This is a genomic window from Bacillus sp. FSL K6-0255 (assembly GCF_045040725.1).
Taxonomy (GTDB): domain Bacteria; phylum Bacillota; class Bacilli; order Bacillales; family Bacillaceae; genus Bacillus; species Bacillus subtilis.
In genome coordinates this window covers 2,586,562-2,603,914 of sequence record NZ_CP150278.1, presented here as the reverse complement: position 1 = coordinate 2,603,914, position 17,353 = coordinate 2,586,562, and the positions used below count along the sequence as shown (strand labels likewise).

Genomic DNA, 17,353 nt, shown 5'->3' with positions numbered 1-17,353 from the left:
TAATAAAAAGATGAGTAAAGTTTTATCGGATATTATAACATTTAAAAGAATAGATACTTTTATTTTTAAATTTTAAAACTATTTTAAGTGCTGTTACATGTCTTGTGGCTCTATTTTTACTCGTGATTCTACCTGAATAGCAGAGTAAAACAGGAAAGTCATTTGGACAATCTGACAGGCTAGTTTTAATCGGTAACGATTTGTATAATTGCATACCCACTATGTTTGAGGCCTGCAGGGGGGATCAAATCGAGAGAATCGGAGATAAAGTTTTTAAGCTTACAGATTCCTTAACCTCCAATGTGGATTGCAAAAATGACGAAGTTTTGCAAATTGTAATACTGTGGCGGTCACATAGAGTGCCGGTCTTTTTAGTTGTGAACGAACTTAAGGGGTTATATTTGGGTAATTTGTCATGATCTATAAGATTCATTTTTTGTCATTGATGATTTTGACATCATTACATTCCCCGAGAATGATAAACTGTTTACTGATTATTACTTTTGAAGGGGACTGGCCCTCCAGAACTGAGCATCTATCATACTAATATGAGATGCAAATGATTCAACATGTAAACATATACGCATAAAAGCCAGCTTTGTCAATCTGCTATAGAGACCTTTTTAAACGTGTATCAGCAGATAATCTCAACGCGGACTATAAAGTTTCGAAATATTCTTGTTAATGGCTTATCTAATAAGGACAAAGGATGATAGACGTGAGAAGAATAGATAAAATATACCATCAGCTCAAGCATAATTTTCAAGATTCAACCTTAGATCATCTTTTAAAAATACAAGGGAATTCAGCAAAGGAGATTGCCGAGCAGCTGAAGATGGAGCGGTCCAATGTCAGCTTTGAATTGAACAATCTCGTCCGGTCCAAAAAGGTCATCAAAATTAAAACGTTTCCTGTAAGATACATCCCAGTCGAGATAGCAGAAAAATTATTCAACAAGAAATGGGATACAGAGATGATGGAAGTGAAAGACCTTCAGGCGTTTTCCGGAAATTCAAAGCAAAATCATCAACACATTTCCACGAATCCCCTAGAGCTTATGATAGGGGCAAAAGGGAGTTTGAAGAAAGCGATCTCCCAGGCAAAAGCAGCTGTCTTTTATCCGCCGAACGGTCTGCATATGCTCCTCCTAGGGCCGACTGGTTCCGGTAAATCCCTTTTTGCGAACCGAATTTACCAGTTTGCCATTTACTCTGACATATTGAAGGCCGGCGCACCATTTATTACATTTAACTGTGCAGACTACTACAACAACCCTCAATTATTGCTTTCTCAATTATTCGGACACAAAAAAGGTTCATTTACAGGTGCTGCCGAGGATAAGGCGGGTTTAGTCGAACAGGCCAATGGGGGCATTCTTTTTATGGATGAAATCCACCGCCTCCCTCCCGAGGGACAAGAAATGCTGTTTTATTTTATTGACAGCGGTTCTTATAACAGGCTTGGAGAATCTGAACATAAACGAACATCGAACGTATTGTTTATTTGTGCGACTACAGAAAATTCGAGTTCTGCACTATTGAAAACGTTTTTGCGAAGAATCCCAATGACCATTCATATTCCTTCGCTTGAAGAACGATCGCTTAAAGAAAGAGTGGATCTGACGACGTTTTTATTAGGGAAAGAAGCAGAGCGAATTAAGAAGAATCTGAGTGTGCATATCGATGTCTATAATGCGCTTATTCATTCCGCCAAATTTGGGAATGTCGGACAGCTGAAATCAAATGTTCAGTTAGTTTGCGCACACGGATTTTTGCATAACCTTGACAGAAATGAAGTTATTGAACTGACTGTTCGCGATCTGCCTGATGAAATCAAGCAAGAATGGATGTCCAGCAGCAAAAACATGCAAAGAAGCAAAGCCATTTCTGAATATGTCAATATTACAACGATTATCTCTCCGATTGTAGAAGATGAAACAACAAAAATTGACGAAGACCTCTCATTTAACTTATATCATTTGATTGAGGAAAAAGTGAAAACGCTTATGAAAGAAGGTTTATCCAAAAAGGATATTAACCAGTACATCTTGACTGATGTCCATTTGCATGTCAGACGTTTTTTTCATCATCAAGCTTTTCAAAAAGACAGCCTGCTGACATTCGTTGAAGATGACGTGATTCAAATGACAAAACAGTTAAAAGAAATAGCTGAACATGAGCTGGATTGCACATTTGACCGTAAGTTTATTTATTTCTTGAGTATGCATATTGACGCATTTTTAAAGCGAGGAAAGCAAATTGATGTTTTGAATACACAGGAGACGGATGAAATTCGTGATACTCATGTGAAAGAATATCGGGTGGCGATGATTTTTAAGGATAAAATTCAGGAATATTTTAAAGTGGCTATTCCCGAAATAGAAGTCATCTACTTAACGATGTTAATCCATTCCATCAAATCATTAAAGGAGAACAAAAGAGTCGGTATCATCGTGGCTGCGCATGGAAACAGCACGGCGAGTTCGATGGTTGAAGTTGCGACAGAACTGCTAGGGAGTACGCCGATTGCAGCAGTTGACATGCCGCTTACTGTTTCACCTTCGGACATTCTTGAATGCGTAGCAGAAAAAATGAAACAGGTTGATGAAGGCGAAGGTGTTTTAATGCTGGTAGATATGGGGTCGCTTGCAATGCTGGAAAGCAGGCTGGAGGAAAAGACAGGCATTTCTATTAAAACGATCAGCAATGTTACGACTTCAATGGTGCTGGATGCTGTCAGAAAGGTCAACTATTTGAATTTAAATTTGCAAGCGATCTATCAATCGGTCACGAAGGATTTTATCGAGTTGTGGGAGCGTCAGCCAGCGGCATCCGGCAAAAAGAAGGCATTGGTATCCATCTGCACGACGGGCAGCGGAACGGCCAAAAAGCTGGAAGACATTCTAACCACGATCGTAAACAAGGCCTCCGATACCCCGATTCACATATTGACCGTATCATCGATTAAGCTGGCCAACAGCATAAAAGAAATCGAAAAAGAGTATGAAATCCTTGCGACAGTCGGAACGAAAGACCCTAAAATCAATGCTCCGCATGTATCTTTAGAAGTGTTAATTGAAGGGGAGGGAGAGAAGCTGATTCAACAGGCCATTACAAAAGGAAGCATCCCCTTGAGCAATGGATTGAACGAAGCAAATATTATTGTCAGGGAGCTTTGCGAGGATAGCCTGAAAAAATACCTTGTCTTCTTGAATCCCCACCATGTGATCGAAATGTTATTGGAGTGGCTGCAAACCGTTCAAGATGAGCTGGGGGTCATTTTCAATAATGCGGTTTTGATCAAAGTCATTATGCACACGGCTTTCGCCTTTGAAAGGGTAATTAAGCAGAATCCGATCGCTTTCTCAGAGGAAGAAGAGATCAATGATCAGCTGAAGGAAATGGTGTACGTGACAGAGCGAACATTAGCCCCTTATGAAGAAAAGCTCGGACTTCGCATAAGTGATGATGAAAAATTATTTATAGCCGCCATATTTGCTGAAGAAGTGCATGGCCAGCTGTTTTAAAAACAGTTTTTTCATATGAACCTGTATTAAATGGAACACCATTTTAATACAGGTTTATTTTTTTCGTTTTAAGTGTTTCAACAACAAATTGCTATTGGCTGAAATAACAATGAAAACGCTTAACCCACCTGTGTTGGCACGATCCTTGCATTATATTTGGATGTACAAAACAGGAAAGGAGCAATAGATATGATTTCAGTTATTATCAGCGGTCATGGAGATTTTCCCATAGCATTAAAAGAATCTTCAGGGATGATATTCGGTGAAGAAAATAACCTGATTGCAGTGCCGTTTTTTAAAGGGGAAGGAATACAAACGCTGCAAGAAAAATATCATCAGGCGCTCAAGGATATCCCGGAAGAACATGAAGTGCTTTTTTTAGTCGATATTTTTGGAGGGACGCCATATAACGCGGCAGCTTCCTTTATTGCTGAGGATCAAAGAATGGATATGGCAGCCGGCGTAAACCTGCCGATTCTGCTGGAGGTATTAAGCCAGAGAGAACATCTGGCTCTCAAAGATTTGCTGAACAACTTAAAAGCAATGAGTCAGCAAAGCTTTCAAGTGTGCAGTGAACATTTAGAAAAAGTAAAAACAGCCAATCAAGATACAAGAGAGGATGAATTATGATGAACATTGTGTTAGCAAGAATTGATGACCGCTTTATTCACGGCCAAATCCTGACAAGGTGGATAAAAGTCCATGCAGCCGACCGAATCATCGTTGTCTCCGACGATATTGCTCAGGACGAAATGAGAAAAACGCTGATCCTTTCTGTTGCGCCTTCAAATGTAAAGGCGAGTGCCGTCTCGGTTTCTAAAATGGCAAAAGCATTTCATAGTCCGCGCTACGAAGGGGTAACGGCAATGCTCTTGTTTGAAAATCCGTCTGATATTGTATCTCTTATAGAAGCAGGTGTACCGATCAAAACCGTAAACGTCGGGGGAATGCGTTTTGAAAATCATCGCAGGCAAATCACAAAATCAGTCAGTGTCACAGAACAAGATATAAAGGCATTTGAAACATTAAGTGACAAGGGCGTGAAACTGGAATTGAGGCAGCTGCCTTCAGATGCCAGTGAGGATTTTGTACAGATTTTACGGAACGTAACAAAATAATCAAGGGGATGAGAATATGTCTTCATTACAAATTATTTTGTTGTTAATCATTGCAGCAATCACCGGAATCGCAAGTGTATTGGATGAAGGGCAGACACACCGTCCGCTTGTGGCCTGTACGTTGGTTGGCTTGGTGCTCGGGGACTTAAAAACGGGAATTATTCTTGGAGGCACACTGGAGCTGATGGCGCTCGGCTGGATGAACGTCGGGCTTGCCATGGCACCTGATACAGCGATCGCCTCTGTCATCTCAACCATTTTAGTTATTACCGCTGATCAAGGAATTGGCGAAGGGATTGCTGTCGCTGTTGCTTTAGCAGCTGCGGGTCAGGCGCTGACGATTTTTGTTCGGACGATCACTGTCTTTTTCATCCACCGCGCTGATCAATATGCGAAAGCGGGAAATATAAAAGGAATTGAAATTATGCATATTACCGCGATGGTGTTTCAAGCTTTGCGCGTCATGATTCCTACATTGATTGTTGCTTTAATTAGTGTCAGCGCTGTTCAGGCGTTCCTGGGAAATATTCCTGATGTCATTACAAAAGGACTGCAAATAGGCGGAGGCATTATTGTGGTTGTCGGGTATGCCATGGTGATCAATATGATGAATATTCCTTATTTAAAGCCATTTTTCTATATTGGTTTCTTATTAGCGGCGTTTACCGATTTTAACTTAGTGGGATTTGGAGCCCTTGGTCTCTGTCTGGCGCTTTTATACCAGCAGGTGATGCAAAAACAAAGCGCTCACGGAGCAGTCGCGGCCGCATCAGACAGTGGCAGTGTTGCTGTTTATGATGACGATGATGATGATCTTGATGCCTAAACGATGAGGGGGGAAGAAAAAATGGAGAAAGAAAAACGATTAACGAAGAAAGAAATTTTCAGCATGTTTATTCGTTCAAATTTTTTACTCGGTTCCTTTAACTTCGAACGTGTGCAGGCAATGGGATATTGTTATGTCATGATACCGGCGATCAAAAAATTGTACGGTCCCGGAGCGAAAAGAAACGAAGCCTTGCAGCGGCATTTGGAATGGTTTAATACACATCCGTGGCTGACAGCGCCTATATTTGGTGTGACGGCAGCCATGGAAGAAGAAATGGCGAACAATAAAGGAATTGACGGAAAAGCGATAAGCGGAATGAAAATTGGTTTGATGGGACCAATAGCGGGCGTAGGCGACCCAATTTTCTGGGGAACGATTCGTCCTGTCTTAGCTGCGCTAGGAGCCTCCCTTGCTTTAGGAGGAAACATTGCCGGCCCTTTGCTATTCTTTTTCTTGCTGAATGCCATAAGATTAAGCACAAAATATTACGGATTAAAGTATGGCTATGTGAAAGGAATGGAGATTCTTCAGGATTTAGCGGGGAATCGCATTCAAAAGCTTACAGAGGGCGCTTCGATTCTCGGGTTATTTGTTATGGGGGCTCTCGTGTCCAAATGGACCACCATCAACATTCCAATCGTTGTATCCAGGATTAAGGATGAAAGCGGAAAAGTAGATGTTCAAACTGTACAAAACGTGTTAGACAGCATTATGCCGGGTGCGCTGCCTCTCGGATTAACGTTATTGGTGGCATGGATGCTTCGCAAAGGGGTGAATCCACTTCTCATTATTTGCGGCATCTTTGTCATCGGGATTCTCGGGTATTGGGCTGGATTCTTAGCATAAGGTGTGTGAAGGAAAGAGAGAGAAACTGCAGCAGTCTTTTCATATATAAATCATTCGGATAACAGTGTAACAGAGGAGAATTGCCAGAAACGGACCAGCTTGCGCAGCAGTCTCTCTTGAAAGTGTTCAAACATGAAGAGAGGAGCGAAGGAACAAATGAAAAAGAGACTGATTCAAGTCATAATCATGTTCACCCTGCTGTTGACTATGGCATTTTCGGCAGATGCAGCCGATTCAAGCTACTATGATGAGGATTACCGTCCTCAATACCACTTCACACCGGAGGCAAACTGGATGAATGACCCAAACGGAATGGTATATTATGCCGGGGAATATCACTTGTTCTATCAATACCATCCATACGGGCTTCAGTGGGGGCCCATGCATTGGGGGCATGCCGTCAGCAAAGATTTGGTTACATGGGAACACCTTCCTGTTGCGCTTTATCCGGATGAAAAAGGCACGATCTTTTCTGGAAGCGCAGTTGTAGATAAAAATAACACAAGCGGTTTTCAAACAGGCAAAGAGAAGCCGCTTGTGGCCATTTATACACAGGATCGGGAAGGCCATCAAGTGCAAAGTATTGCCTATAGCAACGACAAAGGAAGAACATGGACGAAATACGCTGGCAACCCTGTCATTCCAAACCCGGGTAAAAAAGATTTTCGCGATCCAAAAGTCTTTTGGTATGAGAAAGAAAAAAAGTGGGTGATGGTGCTTGCGGCCGGTGACCGAATCCTCATTTATACATCAAAAAATCTGAAGCAGTGGACGTATGCAAGTGAATTTGGACAGGATCAAGGAAGCCACGGGGGAGTATGGGAATGCCCGGATTTATTTGAGCTTCCGGTAGACGGCAATCCGAATCGAAAAAAATGGGTCATGCAGGTCAGTGTCGGAAACGGAGCGGTCTCGGGAGGATCAGGCATGCAATATTTTGTAGGGGACTTTGATGGAACTCATTTTAAAAATGAAAACCCGCCAAACAAAGTTCTCTGGACGGATTACGGCAGAGACTTTTATGCGGCTGTATCCTGGTCTGATATTCCATCCACAGACAGCCGCCGGCTATGGTTAGGGTGGATGAGCAATTGGCAATATGCGAATGATGTTCCGACATCCCCATGGAGAAGTGCAACGTCCATTCCAAGAGAGTTAAAATTGAAAGCGTTTACCGAAGGGGTTAGAGTGGTCCAAACACCGGTGAAAGAGCTGGAAACCATTCGCGGAACCTCTAAGAAGTGGAAGAATCTGACCATATCGCCTGCAAGTCATAATGTGTTAGCGGGGCAATCTGGAGATGCCTATGAAATAAATGCAGAATTTAAAGTAAGCTCTGGTTCAGCTGCTGAATTTGGTTTTAAGGTCCGAACAGGTGAAAATCAATTTACGAAGGTCGGTTATGACCGAAGGAACGCCAAATTGTTCGTTGACCGGAGCGAGTCGGGCAACAATACCTTTAATCCGGCCTTTAACACCGGAAAAGAAACAGCCCCATTGAAGCCGGTAAATGGGAAGGTTAAGATGCGCATTTTTGTTGACCGCTCCTCGGTTGAAGTATTTGGGAATGACGGAAAGCAGGTCATAACGGATATTATTCTCCCAGACCGATCAAGCAAAGGGCTTGAATTATATGCTGCAAAGGGCGGTGTAAAGGTAAAATCTTTAACGATACACCCTTTGAAAAAGGTATGGGGAACGTCACCTTTTATGTCCAATTTGACTGGATGGACGACTGTAAATGGCACATGGGCAGACACAATTGAGGGGAAACAAGGGAGGTCGGACGGCGATTCCTTTATCTTGTCTTCAGCATCCGGGTCAGACTTCACTTATGAATCTGATATCACCATTAAGGATGGAAACGGAAGAGGGGCAGGAGCACTTATGTTTCGCTCTGACAAAGATGCCAAAAACGGTTACCTTGCCAATGTGGATGCGAAGCATGATCTAGTGAAATTCTTTAAATTTGAGAACGGTGCTGCTTCTGTCATTGCTGAATACAAAACACCGATAGACGTTAATAAAAAGTATCATCTGAAAACAGAGGCCGAGGGCGATCGCTTTAAAATCTATTTAGATGATCGTCTTGTGATTGATGCACATGATTCCGCATTTTCAGAAGGCCAATTTGGCTTGAATGTGTGGGACGCGACTGCTGTCTTTCAGAATGTAACGAAGGAGTCTTAATTTTAAAAAAGGCACAGACCTGAACAGTCTGTGCCTTCTCGTTTTATTTTAACAAATTTAATGATTCGCGGTTAAATGCTTCCAAATCATCAGGTGTTCTGCTTGTGACAATGTTATGGCTGACGACTACTTCTGCATCTTTGTAGTTTGCACCGGCATTGATTAAATCTTTGCGGATGCTGCGGTAGCCTGTGATATCTTTGCCTTTTAGAAGATCCGTATCAATCAGTACTTGCGGGCCGTGGCAAATTGCGAAAACAGGTTTTTTGTTTTCGACAAATGCTTTTGCGAATTCACCCGGACGGTCATCTGCACGAAGCAAATCCGGAGAGAATCCTCCAGGAATTAGAAGTGCATCAAAGTCACTTGCATCCACATCAGAGATGGCTTTGTCAATCTTTACTTTCTCGCCATGTTTACCGGTGACTTCTTTGCCGGCTTCCAAATCGATAGCCACAACACTGTAGCCAGCTTCTTCGTATGCTTTTACCGGACTTGTATATTCGATGTCTTCGAATTGGTCTGTAACAAGAACTGCAATTTTTTTGCTCATAAAAAACCCTCCTAATAACTCTCTATTCATAGAATAACAGGAAGATTGACCGGCCTTCAAAATATTTGCTTAAAGAGATCGCTTTTCGTGAGTTTCAATAAAAGCGGGTCAGCCCATATAAGGACTAACCTATTACAATGTGGAAATATCAATCACAAATCGATAACGGACATCGCTTCGAAGGATACGTTCGTATGCTTCGTCCACTTGGTCAGCTCCGATGACTTCGATTTTAGGTTCGATGCCATGCTCAGCTGCGAAATCCAGCATCTCTTGAGTTTCTTGAATTCCGCCGACTAGAGAACCTGCAATGCTGCGGCGCCCCATGATTAGGGAAAACACACTGTATGTGTCCGGCTTGGCAGGAGCTCCAACGTTTACAAGTGTCCCGTCTATACGAAGCATTGATAAATAGGCATCTACATCGAGATTTGCCGATACCGTATTTAAGATCACGTCAAAACGCCCGGCCAATGCAGTGAATGTAGCTGGGTCACTTGTTGCAAAGTAATGATTTGCACCGAGTTCCAGAGCTTCCTCTTTCTTATTCATGGAACGGCTCAGAACGGTTACCTCTGCACCCATCGCATGTGCAAATTGAATCGCCAAATGTCCAAGGCCACCCACGCCTACAATCGCAACTTTTTTACCAGGGCCAACATTCCAGTGTTTCAGCGGGGAATACGTGGTGATACCTGCACACAACAGCGGACTGGCAACATCCATTTCCAAACGATCTGGTATGCGAACAACAAATCTGTCAGTGACAACGATTTTTTGGCTGTACCCGCCATAAGTGGGGTTTCCGTCGTAGTCTACTGAGTTATACGTTTGAACAACACCCTTCGTGCAGAATTGTTCCTCTCCGTTGAGACAGTATTCGCATTCTCCGCAAGAGTCAACAAAACAGCCGACACCAACGCGGTCTCCGACAGCAAACTTGGTGACTTCTGCTCCAACGGCTGTTACGACACCGGCTATTTCATGTCCAGGCACCATTGGGAAGATGCCACCGCCCCATTCATCAAAAGCACTATGAATGTCTGAATGGCAAATACCGCTGAATTTAATATCGATTAAGACATCGTGCGGCCGTAATCCTCTTCGCTCAATCGTCGTTTGTTCAAATTTGGCTTTTGCATGTGACACGCTTAATACACGGGTTTGATGTTGATTACACATACGAACCTATCCTTTCTTCATCATAAGTGTTGTAAATAAAAACATGCACTTATTTATGTTTTATGGTGTCTTCAACATAACGATAAACCTTAAAGTCTGCTTTAAGGCAAGGGTTTTTTTTAAAAACCATTTAAAATGAACCTGATTTATAAGCTGAGAAACAGTCAGCAATTAATGCAGAAACTGTAATCATGCTGCGATCCCGGGATGAAAGTTCTTCTTCTCTTGCCCAAATGTCACCGAATAGAACATCATCATGAAGTTCAGCAAACTTTGGCGCAAATTCTCCTAATTGTTCTCTTCCGGCAGTGTGTTTATTTGCCATTCAACAATCCCTCCAACTACACTGTTTTTAGTGCATGGAGAAGTATAGAGTTTAAAGTGTGCTTTAAGGCAAGTCCCGAATATATAAACCCAGATTCAGCAGCTAACCACTTGTTTTGAGCTTGACTTAAAGTTAACTTTAAGTGTTACCTTCACAACATACAGGATAGAGAGGTGAAGATCATGAATATTGCTCAGGTGGCAAAGCAGTTTGGCCTGACAGCCGCAACACTCCGATATTACGAACGTGTAGGATTAATCCCGCCTGTAAAACGAAAAAACAGCGGCATTCGCGACTATGATGAAGAAGATATCAAATGGATTGAATTCATTAAATGCATGCGAAATGCGGGACTATCGATAGAAGCGCTAATTGAATATACAACATTATTTACCGAAGGTGACCGTACAGTAGAAGCTCGAAAAAATATCCTGGCTGACGAACGACAGCGGCTGATAGAGAAGCGGAAAGAAATTGAGAAAACAATTAAAAGATTAGACACAAAAATTAAAGATTATGATGGGAAATTGCGCGAAAACGAGGCAAAGCTCAAAAGCAGGCCTAAAACGGAAAGTCTTCACGGATCAGTGGAGCAAAGAAGGTAGCATTCTTTGCGTGTGAAGAGGGCAGGTCAAAAACGAAGGATTTTGTTTCTGGCCTGTTTTCTCCATCAAGAAATCGCATAAAAAGAGGTGGTTACGAATTCTTATTTGATTGGAGAATTTGCAAACATTATCGGAGATCAGATGGGGAAAAGCGGGTTAAGCCCGAAAAAAACAGTGCTCATGGCGATTCAACTTGAAGCTGAGGAACAGTTGTGGCCAATCAATACTGTTCCTCAGCAAATCAGTCATTGTATGTTAAAGGGTTGGCAATTGAATGGCTGTATCAATATTTTTTAAATTCAGCTTGACTTGTTCGTCTGGGTTCCAAGGATGGTACCAGCCTTTTTCCATCATATAGCTTGAGAGTTGTTCGTGCATATCGAGTGCTTCTTCCAAATGGCGGATAAGGACTTCTTTTACTTCAGGTGTTCCGGCTTCAGTGGCTGCCATCGCATAATTTCTGACTCCGTTTTTTGCTGAAATTAATAAGTCCATAGCAATGATTTGGTCTGTTAGAACATTCATGCCAGTCAGATATTCTATGATAGGATTCATGATTTATTCATCTCCTCATTCGTGCTTTGCATTAGATAAAATAGAGGCAAATTCCTGCAACTGGCGTGTGGTGATATCAACATCTTGCTGCATGATTTCTTTCAGCTTCGGATCAGATACCAGTGCTTTCATTGTTTTAGATTTCGTCAAACAAAGTGTCTTAAATGCAGTCATTTCCTGAACCTCAAGCACTTCGTGTAAGGCGTATTCCATTTCTGTAACCTCCGTTTTTTAAGGCTTTAACACAACTTTGATACAATCATCCATTTTTGAATCAAAAATGTCATAGCCATGCTTGGCTTCACTAAGCGGCAGGACATGGCTGACAACATCTCCCGGGTCAATTTTTCCCGTTGATACTAGTTCAAACATGTACGGCATATAGTGGATCACAGGAGCCTGTCCAGAGCGTATATTGATGTTTCGCTGCATAATATCTCCTAGCGGAAAACCGTTATATCTGCCTCCGTACACACCTGTAATTTGTATGGTTCCTCCTTTGCGAACAGCTTGAGAGGCAATGACCAATGCACTCATTGTTCCGCCATGAAGCTTTAATCCGCTGGCAAGGAACTCGAGATCGCTCATTTTACCATCCATCCCAACAGCGTCAATGACTACATCCGCTCCGCCTTTCGTGATTTCCTTTAAATAATTCCCTGTATTCTCATGGTCTTCAAAATTAACGATTTCTACTTTGTTTGTACGTTTCGCATGCTGTAAGCGATAGTTTACATAGTCAACTGCTATGACGCGTTTTGCGCCTTTTAGCCAACAAAACTTTTGAGCAAACAGGCCGACTGGTCCGCAGCCGAGAACGATAACTGTATCGCCTTTTTTTACGCCGGCATTATCCACACTCCAAAAGCCGGTGGTCATGGCATCGGCAATCACGCTTAATTTCTCATCGGGTTCCTCACAAGATTCAGGGATTTTAAAATGGGTGAAATTCGCAAACGGCACTCTTAAATATTCAGCTTGCCCGCCTGGATAACCGCCAGTTTGCCCTGAATAGCCGAAATAAGCACCCATTTCCCCATTGTCATTAGACTGATCACATTGGCTTTCCAGCTGGTTTTTACAAAAAAAACATTCCCCGCATGCTATATTAAAGGGAATAATTACCCGATCTCCCTTTTTTAGTTTAGTCACACCAGAACCAACTTCTTCGACGATTCCCATCGGTTCATGGCCGATGACATAGTCTTCTTGCATATTCGGAATGAATCCATGGATTAAATGTAAATCTGATCCGCAAATGGCTGTACTGGTGACTTTGATAATCATGTCATCTGATTTTTCAATCTTTGGATCGGGAACATCTTTGACAACAACATTTTTAATGCCTTGATACGTTACTGCCTTCATGCTGTAAAACCTCCAGTGTTAGTGTTCATCAGGTGTCCGGTCAAACATCCCTTTACGATTTGTTTCATCAGGAAAGAGGTTCATATTGCCGACCATGATCGTGTTTTTTGCAGAGAGCTGATCCAGCTTATACTGTTCGCTCAGCTCATATGGGTGGAACCATTTTTTGCTGATCATCAGTTCCGTAATCTCTTGGTGCATTGCAATTCCTTGCATCAGCTGTTTCCGCAGCAAGGCTCTTACATCTGGTGAAGCGGTTTCTGTCAAAGCTACAGCAGTATTCCTTACGCCTTCCTTAGCTCGTATAAGAAAATCCATCGCGAATGTAGTGTCTGCTAGTTCAGGCACATTCAGCGAATTAATGGGGTCTAAATGATCATTATTCAAAGAGGCTTACCTTCCTTTCAATTGATGATTGGCGTTGGGCGGCTTTGAGGGACAGGGGCCTGAAATGAGGCACGCTCATAAACCGCCTGTAATTCAGTAAGGTCTTGAATGGATTGCTGCACATCTTTTTGCATCAAGTCCTTCAGTTCTTGGTCAAACACAAGCCCTTGCATTAACTTTGATTTCGCTATACAAAGTGTTTTAAAGTTCACGATTTCATGTAAGTCAACAGCCTCGTGAGCTGCCAATGTTTGATGATCCATATTGATGTAACCTCCTTTATCAACGTTACATTTCCCGAAATGAAGTTGAAGCATACAGAAAATACACTCGGTATCATTTTTTGTTTTAAGAATCGCTGTTTTTGCTCGTTAGCGTACATTTCTTATGACATGGAATAAACTGCACTTAAATCTGAAATAAAGGTGAAGTAGGAAATTTATTTATGGAAACTTGACATAGTGCTGTCAGGTTTCCTTTTGTATCATTAAATTGGATGACCAGTAAAAAGTATGGTTTTATAGGAGGCACTCGATATGAAGCTGTTACAAATTAGACTGTTGGTGAATGATTTTAAGAAAAGCGTCGAGTTTTACAAAGATTCATTAGGACTTCCAATAAGTTGGTTAGAGAATGAAATGGAATATGCACTCTTTGATAATGGGGAAACGAAAATAGAGCTTTTATCTCGAGAAACGATGGCTGAAATCGTTGGAGAGGAAAAAAAATCGTTGGAAGGAGAAGCTCAATCAAAATTTTTGCTTCAGTTTAAGGTAGAAGATGTTGATAAAACATATGACGATTTACACGAAAAAGGAGTTAAATGTGTGAATAAACCGCATGATCGCAAGGAATGGAGTGCCCGAGTTGCTCACTTCAGAGATCCAGATCATAATCTGATTGAAATATATAAAATGTTATGATTTTTCGACTCGCAAAATCATAGAATATAACGTTTGATAACGTACCTAATCATTTTTATACGCCCTGGTAAAAGAAAGCAAAGTCATAATAGGTTGCGGACACTGAACTTGCAGCATTTACGCTGATTTGTTTGGTGTCCGTTTTTGATTGGTGAAAAAGGTGGAGTATCTATGAATCGAGAAGAAGCGTGGATACAAGGCAGAAGTACACTGATTGAGTTAATTGGTGGACACGAAACCGCTTGATCCATGTCCTTTTTCCTGATTGTCAATCGTGATTACCGACTGGACAAATGCCAAATGTAACACACCATCAATATCAAGCCTGACTACCATTTATTTTGTATCCTTAATTGTCGAAAACATAGGAATAATTCCACTTTTGAAAGATCTAGTTTATGGTACATTGATAAATATATGGGAGGGGAGGGGGCATGGTATCTGAAAGTAAATCCTTAACTGGATGTAAGAAAGTCAAACGTACGGCATTTATAAGGGGAGGGTATAAGGTGAATAAGCTAAAGAGGCTAAGTATGCTAACGGTGATGATTGCATCTGTGTTCATTTTTTCTAGCCATGCACTTGCAGCTCAGTATTATACGGTTTCAACAAGCAGCGGTGCGCCTGTCAATATGCGCAGCGGCCCAGGTACAAGTTGGGGAATTGTAACGACTATTCCGAGCGGAACCCGCATCCCGATCTATTGCTACAAAACCGGTACAACTGTAACTGGAAAGTATGGAACGAGTAATATTTGGAATTACACAGAGCGGACGCTTGCCAGCGGGGAGATCGTTCCTGGATTTGTCTCTGATACATATATGTATACAGGCTCAGACGGTCCGGTTGTTCCTAAATGCAGCTGGTAGCATATGTTCTATCGTTTCTTAAAATGAAGGAATTGAAGAAAGAGGGATGACATTGACTAAACTGAAAATGCTGAGTATGTTAACCGTGATGATTGCATCTTTATTCATTTTTTCCAGTCAGGCACTTGCCGTGCAGTACTTTACTGTCTCAACAAGCAGCGGTGCGCCTGTCAATATGCGCAGCGGTCCTGGTACAAATTATCCTATTATGCTTTCCATTCCGAGCGGCTCCCGTGTTCCTTATTATTGTTACGCTTATGGAACGACTGTTACAGGGAAGTATGGAACGAGTAATATCTGGGACCAAATCCAGTGGAAAGATTCCCGGGGTGTCGTGAATATTGGATATGTGTCTGACACATATGTGTACACAGGTTCAGACGGCCCTGTCGGTTACAAATGCAATTAGCTAAATACTCCGTACAATAGAATCTCTTCTTAAGGGCCTATCTAGGACGAACCATACCAACAACAATAGTTGGTATGGTTTTTGCTGCGATGAAGTCTTCCATACCTGCATTTGTGGTGATTTTCCAAAGAGATTCATGATGTTAGACACTGGTTGTTGTTGAGGACAAAATAACGAGCCGCTTTAGAGTTGTATCTAATGGTATAAAATACGGAATTAAGATAGGAAATAATCAATAGGAGAACGTAATGTACAAACCTATTTTTCGATGAAATCCCTAATATCACTTTGGTTAAACATCTCACATTGCGTTCTCGTTAGTGAAAAGTTCTTTTTACGCTTCGTGAAATCTTCTCCAATTCCATAGTTAGTTTTACCTGTCCTATTTTGAAAATTTTAATCAATCCTTAACACGTATGTTTCTTTTCTTTTTCTAACATGTCGTGTAACCTCTCAGAAAATTCTTTATGGTATATTGTGTACCCCGTATGATTTCCGGGGAATTCAACCAATTCTGTTTTCAATTGTTCCGCTAGGGCGTTCGCGCAACGATAAGGAAAAAGCTCCCGAGAAGCACTTCCGCCAGCTGGGAGTACCTTCATCGGTGAAGATGTAAACACAGTTTTTAATGCTTCGAAATCTAATGTATAGTTGAGAATTCCTTGAATTTCATACTCAGTGAAATACGTTGAATTGCCGAGAAGCCGCTTTGTCAGCACAGCCTTTGATTGTTCGTCTGTCTCTAATCTTGACATTAACTTAATGACTTCACTTCGATGATTTTTCTTAAGGTCTTCCATAAATTGCTCGGCTTGTTTCAGCTCATTTCCATGCAGAAGCTGCAATAAGATTGGTTCGTGTGGGATCATGACATGTACTTGTTCGGGATGGCGTATGCACAGATCAAGCCCGATAACAGCCCCGGAGTTGCTTCCAAATACGTATGCCGGCTTATTGGTGATTTTGGCTAGAAGACTGTGAGCATCGTCACTGTGTGTTTCCACACGGTAATCCTCAATCTGATTGGCGAGATTGCTGCGGGAATGGCCGCGGCGATCATAAGTAACAACCGTGTACCTGTTAGCCAGATGATTGGCAATATGATGGAACTTGTCGGCATCACCGCCTCCGCCGTGGACTAAAAGAATGATTGGACCTGCGCCACGCACTTTATAGTGGATGTTCGCGCCGGGTACTTGCAACGTTCCATTGTTTATCGTCATTTGTAGGACCTTCCTTTCTTCTCATCTCCTTTAACTTTACACAATTGGCCAAAATGTTCATATGCAGGAAATAACTAAGAAACAAACTCGCCATAAAAAAAGCACTGATTATATTTCATCAGTGCTTCCGTTTTGTTTATTTAGAGTAGACAATTTTTTTTATTGTTTCAATAGAGAGGTGATATTCATCAGATAAATTATGAATGGTTTTTCCGTTTTTAAATGCTTTTTTAATAGAAGCGTTTCTGTCATCGATCAGCTTTCTTGTTCCTGAACACGCACCCCATTTTTGATGAGAGGATTCAGTTTTAGGGATATATAATGTTTTTCCTTGAACATACTTTTGAATTTCCGATATCAGCTTTTCAGGTAAAATAGCGGTTGCTTTTACATATGTCATTTCTGCCAGCTCCTTATTTTTTATGTTAAATAAGGTGCAAAGCCA

The 17,353-nt window shown here is 41.7% G+C and carries 22 protein-coding genes and 1 pseudogene; 12 read left to right on the top strand and 11 right to left on the bottom strand.

Features of this window, described 5'->3' with window-relative positions; translation table 11 throughout:
• Nucleotides 1-22: 22 nt before the first annotated feature.
• Nucleotides 23-162, bottom strand: a pseudogene (locus MHB62_RS13545) (hypothetical protein).
• Between the two features lie 556 nt (nt 163-718).
• On the opposite strand from MHB62_RS13545, the gene levR reads away from it, so the two are divergent.
• The 7 genes from levR (at nt 719) to sacC (ending at nt 8,509) form a co-directional block, all read left to right on the top strand.
• Nucleotides 719-3,526, top strand: a complete 2,808-nt coding sequence (levR, locus tag MHB62_RS13540) for a transcriptional regulator LevR (RefSeq protein ID WP_032722236.1) — start codon at nt 719-721, stop codon at nt 3,524-3,526.
• Between the two features lie 189 nt (nt 3,527-3,715).
• The gene (gene levD, locus MHB62_RS13535) at nt 3,716-4,156 is read left to right on the top strand and encodes a PTS fructose transporter subunit IIA (protein WP_014480391.1); all 441 of its coding nucleotides are present in this window, start codon (nt 3,716-3,718) and stop codon (nt 4,154-4,156) included.
• Nucleotides 4,156-4,644, top strand: a complete 489-nt coding sequence (gene levE, locus MHB62_RS13530; protein WP_004399158.1) for a PTS fructose transporter subunit IIB — start codon at nt 4,156-4,158, stop codon at nt 4,642-4,644. The genes levD and levE overlap by 1 nt, the downstream gene beginning before the upstream one ends.
• A 16-nt stretch (nt 4,645-4,660) precedes the next feature.
• On the top strand, nt 4,661-5,470 hold the full coding sequence (gene levF, locus MHB62_RS13525) for a PTS fructose transporter subunit IIC (protein WP_003229833.1): 810 nt from the start codon (nt 4,661-4,663) through the stop codon (nt 5,468-5,470).
• A 21-nt stretch (nt 5,471-5,491) separates the two neighbouring features.
• The gene (gene levG / locus MHB62_RS13520) at nt 5,492-6,319 is read left to right on the top strand and encodes a PTS fructose transporter subunit IID (RefSeq protein ID WP_003229834.1); all 828 of its coding nucleotides are present in this window, start codon (nt 5,492-5,494) and stop codon (nt 6,317-6,319) included.
• A gap of 80 nt (nt 6,320-6,399) precedes the next feature.
• Nucleotides 6,400-6,567 carry a hypothetical protein gene (locus tag MHB62_RS13515; RefSeq protein ID WP_231940257.1) on the top strand — a complete coding sequence of 56 codons (168 nt, stop codon included), beginning with the start codon at nt 6,400-6,402 and terminating at the stop codon, nt 6,565-6,567.
• Nucleotides 6,506-8,509 carry a levanase gene (sacC, locus tag MHB62_RS13510; protein WP_243737904.1) on the top strand — a complete coding sequence of 668 codons (2,004 nt, stop codon included), beginning with the start codon at nt 6,506-6,508 and terminating at the stop codon, nt 8,507-8,509. Before MHB62_RS13515 ends, sacC begins: the two co-directional genes overlap by 62 nt.
• Nucleotides 8,510-8,552: 43 nt before the next feature.
• On the opposite strand, the gene yraA is transcribed toward sacC, so the two are convergent.
• From yraA to MHB62_RS13495, 3 genes are all read right to left on the bottom strand, one after another.
• On the bottom strand, nt 8,553-9,062 hold the full coding sequence (gene yraA / locus MHB62_RS13505; protein ID WP_003229836.1) for a cysteine protease YraA: 510 nt from the start codon (nt 9,060-9,062) through the stop codon (nt 8,553-8,555).
• A gap of 132 nt (nt 9,063-9,194) precedes the next feature.
• Complete coding sequence (adhA, locus tag MHB62_RS13500) at nt 9,195-10,244, bottom strand: formaldehyde dehydrogenase AdhA (protein ID WP_014480388.1); 1,050 nt, start codon at nt 10,242-10,244, stop codon at nt 9,195-9,197.
• A 130-nt stretch (nt 10,245-10,374) separates the two neighbouring features.
• Nucleotides 10,375-10,569: a carboxymuconolactone decarboxylase family protein gene (locus MHB62_RS13495; RefSeq protein ID WP_014480387.1), complete on the bottom strand. Its 195-nt coding sequence runs from the start codon at nt 10,567-10,569 to the stop codon at nt 10,375-10,377.
• A gap of 182 nt (nt 10,570-10,751) precedes the next feature.
• Between MHB62_RS13495 and adhR the strand changes: the two genes are divergently transcribed.
• Nucleotides 10,752-11,174, top strand: coding sequence for an aldehyde stress transcriptional regulator AdhR (adhR, locus tag MHB62_RS13490; protein ID WP_015714398.1), 423 nt, complete (start codon nt 10,752-10,754; stop codon nt 11,172-11,174).
• Between the two features lie 255 nt (nt 11,175-11,429).
• Here the strand turns inward: adhR and MHB62_RS13485 are convergent, their stop codons facing one another.
• From MHB62_RS13485 to MHB62_RS13465, 5 genes are read right to left on the bottom strand one after another with little or no spacing between them, the layout of a single operon-like run.
• The gene (locus MHB62_RS13485) at nt 11,430-11,729 is read right to left on the bottom strand and encodes a spore coat protein (RefSeq protein ID WP_003246006.1); all 300 of its coding nucleotides are present in this window, start codon (nt 11,727-11,729) and stop codon (nt 11,430-11,432) included.
• A 15-nt stretch (nt 11,730-11,744) separates the two neighbouring features.
• A complete protein-coding gene (locus MHB62_RS13480; protein ID WP_014480384.1) occupies nt 11,745-11,942 on the bottom strand; it encodes a hypothetical protein in 198 nt (65 codons plus the stop codon).
• Between the two features lie 18 nt (nt 11,943-11,960).
• Nucleotides 11,961-13,097 carry a zinc-dependent alcohol dehydrogenase gene (locus MHB62_RS13475; RefSeq protein WP_015714396.1) on the bottom strand — a complete coding sequence of 379 codons (1,137 nt, stop codon included), beginning with the start codon at nt 13,095-13,097 and terminating at the stop codon, nt 11,961-11,963.
• Nucleotides 13,098-13,115: 18 nt separating this feature from the next.
• Nucleotides 13,116-13,484, bottom strand: a complete 369-nt coding sequence (locus tag MHB62_RS13470; protein ID WP_009967868.1) for a spore coat protein — start codon at nt 13,482-13,484, stop codon at nt 13,116-13,118.
• Between the two features lie 17 nt (nt 13,485-13,501).
• Nucleotides 13,502-13,747 (bottom strand): hypothetical protein, encoded by a 246-nt coding sequence (locus MHB62_RS13465; RefSeq protein WP_014477469.1) that lies wholly within the window; start codon nt 13,745-13,747, stop codon nt 13,502-13,504.
• 273 nt (nt 13,748-14,020) lie between these two features.
• On the opposite strand from MHB62_RS13465, the gene MHB62_RS13460 reads away from it, so the two are divergent.
• From MHB62_RS13460 to MHB62_RS13445, 4 genes are all read left to right on the top strand, one after another.
• Complete coding sequence (locus MHB62_RS13460) at nt 14,021-14,407, top strand: VOC family protein (RefSeq protein ID WP_015251599.1); 387 nt, start codon at nt 14,021-14,023, stop codon at nt 14,405-14,407.
• Between the two features lie 144 nt (nt 14,408-14,551).
• The gene (locus MHB62_RS13455; RefSeq protein ID WP_121572432.1) at nt 14,552-14,653 is read left to right on the top strand and encodes a hypothetical protein; all 102 of its coding nucleotides are present in this window, start codon (nt 14,552-14,554) and stop codon (nt 14,651-14,653) included.
• Nucleotides 14,654-14,916: 263 nt separating this feature from the next.
• Nucleotides 14,917-15,276, top strand: coding sequence for an SH3 domain-containing protein (locus MHB62_RS13450; RefSeq protein WP_004399021.1), 360 nt, complete (start codon nt 14,917-14,919; stop codon nt 15,274-15,276).
• 52 nt (nt 15,277-15,328) lie between these two features.
• Complete coding sequence (locus tag MHB62_RS13445; RefSeq protein WP_004398671.1) at nt 15,329-15,685, top strand: SH3 domain-containing protein; 357 nt, start codon at nt 15,329-15,331, stop codon at nt 15,683-15,685.
• Nucleotides 15,686-16,092: 407 nt separating this feature from the next.
• Here MHB62_RS13445 and MHB62_RS13440 read toward each other — a convergent pair whose 3' ends face one another.
• Both MHB62_RS13440 and MHB62_RS13435 read right to left on the bottom strand, forming a co-directional pair.
• The gene (locus MHB62_RS13440) at nt 16,093-16,908 is read right to left on the bottom strand and encodes an alpha/beta hydrolase (RefSeq protein WP_032722231.1); all 816 of its coding nucleotides are present in this window, start codon (nt 16,906-16,908) and stop codon (nt 16,093-16,095) included.
• A gap of 136 nt (nt 16,909-17,044) precedes the next feature.
• On the bottom strand, nt 17,045-17,308 hold the full coding sequence (locus MHB62_RS13435; RefSeq protein ID WP_015714393.1) for a CD3324 family protein: 264 nt from the start codon (nt 17,306-17,308) through the stop codon (nt 17,045-17,047).
• Nucleotides 17,309-17,353: the final 45 nt, after the last annotated feature.